This is a genomic window from Pseudoalteromonas sp. Ps84H-4, from assembly GCF_024124645.1.
Lineage (GTDB): Bacteria > Pseudomonadota > Gammaproteobacteria > Enterobacterales > Alteromonadaceae > Pseudoalteromonas > Pseudoalteromonas lipolytica_C.
Genome location: NZ_JAMXSK010000034.1, coordinates 20,772 through 30,323 on the forward strand (window position 1 = coordinate 20,772; position 9,552 = coordinate 30,323).

Genomic DNA, 9,552 nt, shown 5'->3' on the forward strand with positions numbered 1-9,552 from the left:
ACCTCCCTTTACTCAGTAGTAACAGTTACCTGATAACAACCTGTGTTGTAGTACTCAACAAAGTTTGAAATGAATAGGTCTAATAGCTCTTTACCTTCCTTAGCGTTCAACCAACCAGCTAAAAAGTGATAAACCTGCTTAATGCTGAAGCACACATCAATTTCTTTTATCAGTTCAGGGGTATGACGGCCCTGATACGAGAAGTCAGTAATATAAATAAGCTGCCAGCTGGTGGCCTTCTTTTCTAACCTAACCTCTACAGGGTGAAAGCCTCCAGCTTCAGGGCTGTAATCTGGATCTCTAAAGTTAAGTGTAACCGCCTTAGCTGTTCCTACAGAATCACCTCTATTAGCAACTGCGCTTACAATCACACTAATAAAAGAGTTAGGCACTTTTAAGCCTGCTACTTGCTCTATTTTTAACGCCATATTTAACTCCTTTTAAATTAAACCATGTTCAGCAAATGAATACGTGCTCTCGCCAATGATGATGTGATCAAGCACTGATACATCAATTAGGTTAAGTGCCTGTTGAAGCTTGGTAGTAATAAGCTTGTCTGCTTGAGATGGGGTAGTAACGCCGGAAGGGTGGTTATGCGCTAGGATAACGGATGCAGCATTAAGCTCCAGCACCTCTTTAACGACTTCTCTAGGGTAAACACTAGCTGCGTTAATAGTGCCTCTAAATAGCTCTTTAAACTCCAGTATGCGGTTCTGGCTATCTAAAAAAAGTACAGCAAAAACTTCATGCTCATGTATTGCTAGTTTATGTTTTAAGTACTCTGCGCAATCATTAGGGCTATTTAAAACCCCATCACGAAACTGCTTCTGAGCGATGATGTAGGCAGCAGCTTCTAGTATCTGTTTATCATTTACCGGATGCTTAAATTCATATAACGACTGTTGACCTTGCATTATTAATTCCTCTTAAGTGGTTTATGCAAGTTAGTGATGTATATGTGTAAGTTTTTCATTTGAGAGACATAAAAAAATACTGGCCCCGGAAAGGTTATGTACTAATAACCAACCGGAGAAATTCCATGCGTTTAATTAAACTGAAAGAAGTGATGGCAAAAACATCACTGGGTCATTCGAGTATCTATAAATTTATTTCTGAGGGTACTTTCCCTAAGCAAGTATCGTTAGGGGCTAAGTCAGTGGCTTGGGTTGAGTCAGAAGTGGATGATTGGATAATGGAGAGGATAGGTAAACGATAAGAGAGTTAAGTCGTTTATATCTCTAAGTAGCAGATTAGTTATAGAAAATTTATGGTAGTATAACTTTCATTGATGGTAAGTGAATTAGAGTCAACGCTGACTCTAATTCACTTACTAAAATGTGCAGATAAAAGATAATATGCCTTAAGGGAATTTATTGATGACAAGTTTACAACAACGTGCAGAACTTCAACGCCAGATATGGGCTATTGCCAACGATGTACGTGGCTCAGTGGATGGTTGGGATTTTAAACAATATGTATTGGGTACGCTGTTCTACCGTTTTATCAGTGAAAACTTTGTCAACTATATTACTGGCGGTGATGAGAGTGTTAACTACGCAGCCATGTCTGACGATGATGAAAACATTCTGGCTGCTAAAGATGATGCAGTTCGCACTAAAGGATATTTTATCCTTCCTAGCCAGTTGTTCAGCAATGTGGCGGCTAATGCACACAAAAACGAAAATTTAAATACGGATTTGGCAGCAATTTTTGCGGCAATCGAAAACTCAGCCAATGGCTATGATTCAGAAAAAGACATCAAAGGCTTGTTTGCGGATTTTGATACCACCAGCAATCGTTTAGGTAATACGGTTACTGCAAAAAACGATCGTTTAGCAAAGGTATTAAAACGAGTGTCTGAGCTTTCTTTCGGTGAGTTTGAAGACAACCAAATAGACTTGTTTGGGGATGCCTACGAATTCCTGATTTCAAACTATGCCGCCAATGCGGGTAAATCCGGTGGCGAATTTTTCACCCCTCAGCACGTTTCAAAATTGATCGCGCAGTTGGCCATGCACGGCCAAACCAGTGTGAATAAAATCTATGACCCTGCGGCGGGTTCCGGTTCATTGCTCTTACAAGCCAAAAAGCACTTTGATGCGCATATCATTGAGGATGGTTTTTTTGGTCAAGAGCTCAACCACACCACCTACAACTTGGCGCGCATGAACATGTTTTTGCACAACATTAACTACGACAAGTTTAATATTCAGTTGGGTGACACCTTAATCGAACCACACTTTTTAGATGACAAACCCTTTGATGCCATTGTCTCTAACCCGCCTTATTCAGTGAAATGGATTGGTAGCGACGACCCAACCCTAATCAACGACGACCGTTTTGCGCCCGCTGGCGTACTTGCGCCTAAATCAAAAGCCGACTTTGCCTTTGTGCTGCATGCGCTCAGTTATCTTTCACCAAGAGGCCGTGCAGCTATTGTTTGCTTCCCCGGTATTTTTTACCGTGGCGGCGCTGAGCAAAAAATTCGTCAGTACTTGGTTGATAACAACTATGTTGAAACCGTGATCTCACTGGCACCTAACCTGTTCTTTGGCACCACTATCGCGGTAAATATTTTAGTGCTGTCTAAACATAAAGCCGATACCACCACCCAGTTTATCGACGCTAGCGGCCTGTTTAAAAAAGAAACCAATAACAACGTGCTGACTGATCTGCATATTGCAGACATAATGAAAGTGTTTGCCAACAAAGAGAACGTGGATCACTTTGCTAAATCCGTTGATTTGGACGTCATAGCAGGCAACAGCTACAACCTTTCGGTGAGCAGTTATGTTGAAGCCAAAGACAATCGTGAGATGGTAGATATTGCAGAGCTTAATGCCGAACTTAAAACCACTGTTGCTAAAATTACTCAACTTCGCAGTGATATTGACGCCATTGTGGCAGAGATTGAAGGTGAGGAGCTTGAAGCATGAGTCATTTAAGCTACATAGAGAAGCTGCTGGATGGAGTTGAGGTGGTGTGGCTGCCACTAGGTGAAATTGGCCAATTCATACGCGGTAATGGTTTGCAGAAAAAGGACTTCATCGAAACGGGGTTTCCAGCCATTCATTACGGTCAGATTTATACTAAATACGGTTTATCGGCAGATGAAACTTTTACCTATATATCAGAAGAGCTAGCGAAAAAATTAAGAAAAGCGGAAAGGAACGACCTCTTGCTTGCCACAACTTCAGAAAATGACGATGACGTTGTGAAACCTCTTGCATGGCTAGGGAATCAATCCGCAATTTCTGGCGATATGATGCTATTCCGACACGAGCAAAATGTTAAGTATTTAGCTCACTATTTTTTAACGGAAGCATTTCAAGCTCAGAAGAGAAAATACATTACAGGGGCTAAGGTTCGTAGAGTTTCTAGCGGTGATTTGTCAAAAATAGTAGTCCCCATCCCATGCCCAGATAACCCAGAAAAATCGCTGGCAATACAAGCTGAAATTGTGCGCATTCTGGACGCATTTAGCGCCATGACCGCCGAGCTGACCGCCGAGCTTAACATGCGGAAAAAACAATACAACTACTACCGCGACCAGTTGCTAAGTTTTGACCTGTCTGCCGATCACGCAGGAGAGGGTGAAGTTGAGTGGAAGACGTTAGGTGATGTTACTAAAAAATGGTATTCAGGTGGAACACCTAAGGCCGGCAATCCAGAATTTTACGAAGACGGTGATATACCATGGCTTAGAACTCAGGAAGTAAAGTTTGCTGATATTTTCGACACAGATGTAAAAGTAACTCCAGCTGCTTTGCAAAACTCATCAGCCAAATGGATACCTGAAAACTGCGTGATAATTGCTATCTCTGGAGCAACTGCTGGAAGATCAGCAATTAATAAGATTCCACTAACAACAAATCAGCACTGTGGATGTTTGGAAATCGACGATAAAAAAGCCCTATACCGATACGTCTTTCATTGGGTTAGTTTCAATTATGAAAACATAAAAGCTCTAGGACAAGGTGCAAGAGGAGATCTAAATTCGACAATCATTAAGAACTTTAGGTTACCTGTTCCTTATGCAAATGATCCTGCGAAATCATTGGCCGAGCAGGCGCGAATTGTAGCGATATTGGATAAATTCGATACCTTAACAACTTCGCTGCAAAAAGGTCTCCCCCGCGAAATCGAGTTACGCCAAAAGCAATACGAGTATTATCGTGACCTGTTGTTGAGCTTCCCTGCCTGTCCGGCAGGCGGGCCTAAATCTGAAGAGGTAGCCTAATGGCCTATCAACCACCGTTTACGATTACGACCGAGATTCTTAACTTGGTGGCGCAAATCAGCCAGCAGGTGGGTGAATTAAATGCCAGTCAGCTCAATGCCTCGCCGCAACTGCGCAAGCAAAACCGCATAAAAACCATTACCGGCACGTTGGCGATAGAAGGCAATACGTTAACCGAAGAACAGATCACAGCCATTGTTGAGGGGAAGCCCGTGTTAGGCAGCGTGCGCGAGTTAGCCGAAGTAAAAGGTGCGATAGCGGCTTATGATGCCCTGCCTACATTCACACCGAGCGCCATTAATGATTTACTCACGGCCCACGGTTTAATGCTGTCAGATATTCTTGTAAATGCGGGTGAGTTTCGTAGTAAAGGCGTGGGTATCCATAAGGGTGGTGTGGTGCACCATGTTGCGCCGCCAGCTCATCAGGTTTCTGGTTTAATGGCTGATTTAATTCAATGGCTCAAGCAAACAAAAGATCACCCATTGATTGCCAGTTGTGTATTTCATTACGAATTCGAGTTTATTCACCCCTTTGCCGATGGTAACGGTCGTATGGGGCGGTTATGGCAAACGCTGATTTTGTCCAAGTGGCATCCGTTATTTTTATCTTTACCGCTTGAAAGTGTGATTAAAGATCATCAACAAGATTATTATCACGCACTGGAACAAGCAGATAACCAAGCGGATAGCACGCCGTTTATTCATTTTATGTTGTCGGTTATTCAGCAAACACTCGCACAAAACGCCTCTGTAAATGCCCCTCTAAGGGAGGGTGAAAACGCCCCTGTAAATACTCCAGTCAATTTAACGGGACTTAAAACACCGGAGGCTATTTTAGCATTGCTCAGTAATACGCCCGAGCTGACCCGGCAACAACTCGCCGATACCTTGAATAAAGACGTGAGAACCATTGGCCGTGCCATTAGCAAGCTGCAAAAAGAAGGTAAATTAACCCGAGTAGGCTCAGATAAAACCGGCCACTGGCAAGTTACTTCATAATGCGATGCTGTGGCTATTTCCATTTTGGAAAACACCACTGCTAACCAAAAGAAAAGGATGTAAACGAATGACGACGTATAAAACGGTGGCAGAATCGAATAACTTTATTGTGTTAGATAAATACACTAAAGACTGGCAAGTTAATGAAAGTTTTCAAAGCGAAGGTGATTTAGAGCGTGAACTGATCCAGGACCTAAGCAACCAGGGCTATGAGTATTTGCCTGCTCTGACGACACCCGATGCCATGCTGGTGAATGTGCGTAAACAATTACAAGCCCTCAACAAGGTCGAGTTTACTGATGCCGAGTGGGCTCGTTTTTGCGAGCAATACTTAAACACCCCAAGCGATAATATTCTTGATAAAACTCGCAAGGTGCACAGTGACTATATCTTCGATTTTGTCTTTGATGATGGCCATATAGAAAACATCTACCTGTTCGACAAGAAGACCATTGCTCGTAACAAAGTGCAGGTGATTAAGCAGTTTGAGCAAACGGGAAGGCATGCCAACCGTTACGATGTGACGATTTTGGTCAATGGTTTGCCTTTGGTGCAAATTGAACTTAAAAAGCGTGGTGTGGCGATCCGTGAGGCATTTAATCAAATTCATAGGTACAGCAAAGAGAGCTTTAATAGCGAGAACTCGTTGTACAAGTTCTTGCAGCTGTTTGTGATCTCTAATGGCACCGACACGCGCTATTTTGCCAACACGACCAAGCGTGACAAAAACAGCTTCGACTTTACGATGAACTGGGCTAAGTCAGACAATACGCTGATCAAGGATTTAAAAGACTTTACGGCGACTTTTTTCCAGAAAGAGACCCTGCTTGAAGTGATCTTGCGTTACTCTGTGTTTGACGTAAGCAATACCTTACTTGTAATGCGCCCCTACCAGATTGCCGCTACAGAGCGCATTTTATGGAAGATTAAGAGCGCATTTAACGCTAAAAATTGGAGCAACACCGAGAGCGGCGGATACATTTGGCACACTACCGGTTCAGGCAAAACACTAACCAGCTTTAAAGCGGCACGATTGGCCACCGATTTAGACTGTGTAGATAAAGTCTTTTTTGTGGTTGACAGAAAAGACCTCGACTATCAGACCATGAAAGAGTATCAGCGGTTCTCGCCTGATAGTGTGAACGGTTCAGACAGTACCGCAGGGCTTAAGAGTAACCTGGATAAAGACGATAACAAGATTGTCGTCACCACAATCCAAAAGCTCAATAACTTAATCAAAAGTGAAAGCGATTTAGCTATTTACAACAAGCAGATTGTCTTTATTTTTGATGAGTGTCATCGAAGCCAGTTCGGTGAAGCGCAGAAAAACCTGAAGAAGAAATTCAAAAAGTACTACCAGTTTGGCTTTACCGGTACGCCAATTTTCCCTGAAAACGCCTTGGGTGCTGAAACCACGGGCAGCGTGTTTGGCCAGCAGTTGCACACGTATGTGATCACTGATGCCATTCGTGATGAAAAAGTACTCAAGTTCAAAGTGGACTATAACGATGTTCGTCCGCAATTTAAGAGCATTGAGACTGAGCAGGATGAAAAGAAGCTCAGTGCCGCAGAGAACAAGAAAGCGTTCTTACACCCGATGCGCATTCGTGAAATCTCGCAGTATATTCTGAGCCATTTTAACCAGAAAACGCATCGAGCCTATTCTGGCGCCAAAGGGTTTAACGCCATGTTTGCGGTAAGTAGTGTTGATGCGGCGAAAGCGTACTATGAAACCTTCAAAACATTGCAGGCCGAGGCCGAAAATGGACCCACGAGTAAGCCTCTGCGCATAGCGACTATCTTCTCATTTGCTGCCAATGAAGAGCAGGACGCCATTGGTGATATTTTAGATGAGAGTTTTGAAGTAAGTAGCATGAACAGCAGCGCAAAAGAGTTTTTGAGCGCCGCGATTAACGATTACAACGCCATGTTTAAATCTAACTATGGCGTGGACAGTAATGGCTTTCAGAATTATTACCGTGACCTTGCCCAGCGAGTGAAGAATCAAGAAATAGATCTGCTCATCGTGGTCGGTATGTTTTTAACGGGCTTTGATGCACCAACGCTCAATACTTTGTTTGTTGACAAAAATTTGCGCTATCACGGCTTGATGCAGGCGTTTTCTCGTACCAATCGCATTTATGATGCAACGAAGACCTTTGGCAATATTGTTACCTTCCGGGACTTGGAACAGGCAACCATTGATGCAATTACCCTTTTCGGTGACAAAAACACCAAAAACGTGGTGTTGGAGAAGAGTTATAAAGAATATATGGAAGGCTTTAACGATATTGTTACTGGTCAAGTTCGTCGTGGTTTTGTTGATATCGTAAAAGAGCTGCAAGAACGCTTTCCTAATCCTGAAAATATTGAGAAAGAACAAGATAAAAAAGAATTTGCCAAGCTGTTTGGTGAATACCTAAAAGCAGAAAATATTTTACAAAACTACGATGAATTTGCAGGCTTGAAAGCACTGCAAAGCCTAGATACCAGTGATGAACAAGCTGTTGAAGAGTTCAAGTCAAAGTACTATCTGGATGATGCTGACATTGAGGCAATGCAAACCATCGATATGCCAAGTGAGCGTGCTATTCAAGATTATCGCTCTACCTATAACGATACCCGTGACTGGTTACGCCGCCAAAAGCAGGGGGAAGAAAAGGATAATTCCACTGTTGATTGGGGGGATGTGGTCTTTGAAATTGATTTGCTTAAATCTCAAGAAATCAACCTCGATTATATTCTTGAACTGATTTTTGATCACAATAAGAAGAACAAGAGCAAAGAGGGCTTGATTGAAGAAGTTCGTCGTATGATCCGCAGTAGCCTTGGCAATAGAGCGAAAGAGGGTTTAGTCGTTGATTTTATTAACCAGACAAACCTGGATGAGATAAATGATAAAGCCAGCATTATCGACGCCTTCTTCAAGTTCGCACAGGCAGAGCAGAAGCGCGAAGCTGATGCCATTATCGCCTCTGAAAAGCTCAATATCGATGCTGCCAAGCGCTATATTGCCTCATCACTCAAACGTGAGTACGCTTCTGAAAATGGCACTGCGCTAAATGAGGCTCTGCCAAAACTTAGCCCATTGAATCCACAGTACCGAACACAGAAGCGGACGGTTTTTCAGAAAATTGCCGCTTTTGTTGAAAAGTTTAAAGGTGTTGGGGGGCAGGTTTAAATGACATTTTCTATACTAGTCAGAACGGTTTAAGCCTATACAGCGAAGAGTAAATGGCTTAAGGCGTTCATAATCCTTTTAAGGACTGTTGCTTGGGAGTTTAAACTCTTTGAGTAAATCATAGTTAAACTAAATTGTATTCACAAAGAGTCTGTTACAGGTTCTTAAATGGCATGTTTTAAGGGAAGCAGCACTTCCCTTAAAAAACTAAAAATTAACCCCTCGTAAGTACATGGCTTTATGCTTTGGCGAGTTTACCTTCAATTATCCATTCCTCGCGGTTTTGAATCCATACACCTCTCACGATACAATCTCCAAAATCATCAATTTCTACTTTATTAAATTTAATACTTGCATATTCCTCATCATCATTAAAATCCAAGTATCTAACAGGTAATTTAGAGGCAAAGTAAAAACCTCCTTCAGCATTATTCCAGATAGACCTACCCGAACATTTGAATTTTCCGTCGTCATCTTTACCCTCAAAAGAAAAAATAACCTCTTCATATTGCACTAGTACGAGTGAATTAACATCTAATTGCCATTCTCCATTTTCTACTTCTAAATAACCAGAGAATTGAAAATCCTTAGTTGATATATTAGTTATAGGTACATTCTGCTCAAGAAATTTTTCAAGTCTGCCTTGGTTGATATCCATCTTTGGGGCAGTGAACAAATTACATTTATCTGATGAGATTGAAGTGAAATTGAAAGTGGGCTCAATCTTTTTAGGGCCTTTTCTTTTTTGAAGTTCAAAAATGACAGTTAATGGGGAGGTTCTACCTCTTGATAATGAGTTTATTACTGCTTCAAAAAAATCATTATCTTTCTGCCCATATTTCAAGATGATGACTTTTAAATTAGTTAATTCCATTAGCCAATATTGAAAAGAACTTAAGTCTTCAATGAAAAGCTGACAATTCGTAAAGTTTAACCTCAGGAAGGCGTTGTTTCCTAAAAGTTTGAACTATCTTGCCAGCCTGTGATCAGATCATCTATATCCTACTAGCCCGTGCAACAACAATGAGCAAAATCACAAACTGGTCTCACTATAATCAAGCCCTCGTTAACCGCGGTAATATTCGCTTCTGGTTTGACGAAAAAGCAACGCGTCATTGGTATAACGAATG

General features: G+C 41.9%; 8 protein-coding genes. 5 read left to right on the forward strand and 3 right to left on the reverse strand.

The genetic code is table 11. The features are described 5' to 3' along the window. Window positions 1-8: 8 nt before the first annotated feature. Window positions 9-428: a DUF2787 domain-containing protein gene (locus NH454_RS20315; RefSeq protein ID WP_253040082.1), complete on the reverse strand. Its 420-nt coding sequence runs from the start codon at window positions 426-428 to the stop codon at window positions 9-11. Window positions 429-440: 12 nt separating this feature from the next. After that, window positions 441-914 (reverse strand): DNA repair protein RadC, encoded by a 474-nt coding sequence (radC, locus tag NH454_RS20320; RefSeq protein ID WP_253040084.1) that lies wholly within the window; start codon window positions 912-914, stop codon window positions 441-443. A gap of 125 nt (window positions 915-1,039) precedes the next feature. Between radC and NH454_RS20325 the strand changes: the two genes are divergently transcribed. The 5 genes from NH454_RS20325 (at window position 1,040) to NH454_RS20345 (ending at window position 8,422) form a co-directional block, all read left to right on the forward strand. After that, window positions 1,040-1,216, forward strand: a complete 177-nt coding sequence (locus tag NH454_RS20325; RefSeq protein WP_253040086.1) for an AlpA family transcriptional regulator — start codon at window positions 1,040-1,042, stop codon at window positions 1,214-1,216. Window positions 1,217-1,376: 160 nt separating this feature from the next. Further along, entirely contained in the window at window positions 1,377-2,936 is a 1,560-nt protein-coding gene (locus tag NH454_RS20330) for a type I restriction-modification system subunit M (RefSeq protein ID WP_253040088.1), read from the forward strand. Next, window positions 2,933-4,240 (forward strand): restriction endonuclease subunit S, encoded by a 1,308-nt coding sequence (locus NH454_RS20335; protein WP_253040090.1) that lies wholly within the window; start codon window positions 2,933-2,935, stop codon window positions 4,238-4,240. The genes NH454_RS20330 and NH454_RS20335 overlap by 4 nt, the downstream gene beginning before the upstream one ends. After that, window positions 4,240-5,241, forward strand: coding sequence for a Fic family protein (locus tag NH454_RS20340; protein ID WP_253040092.1), 1,002 nt, complete (start codon window positions 4,240-4,242; stop codon window positions 5,239-5,241). Before NH454_RS20335 ends, NH454_RS20340 begins: the two co-directional genes overlap by 1 nt. A 67-nt stretch (window positions 5,242-5,308) precedes the next feature. Next, window positions 5,309-8,422 carry a type I restriction endonuclease subunit R gene (locus NH454_RS20345; RefSeq protein WP_253040094.1) on the forward strand — a complete coding sequence of 1,038 codons (3,114 nt, stop codon included), beginning with the start codon at window positions 5,309-5,311 and terminating at the stop codon, window positions 8,420-8,422. A gap of 238 nt (window positions 8,423-8,660) precedes the next feature. Here the strand turns inward: NH454_RS20345 and NH454_RS20350 are convergent, their stop codons facing one another. Next, the gene (locus tag NH454_RS20350; protein ID WP_235378187.1) at window positions 8,661-9,296 is read right to left on the reverse strand and encodes a hypothetical protein; all 636 of its coding nucleotides are present in this window, start codon (window positions 9,294-9,296) and stop codon (window positions 8,661-8,663) included. Window positions 9,297-9,552 lie beyond the last annotated feature (256 nt).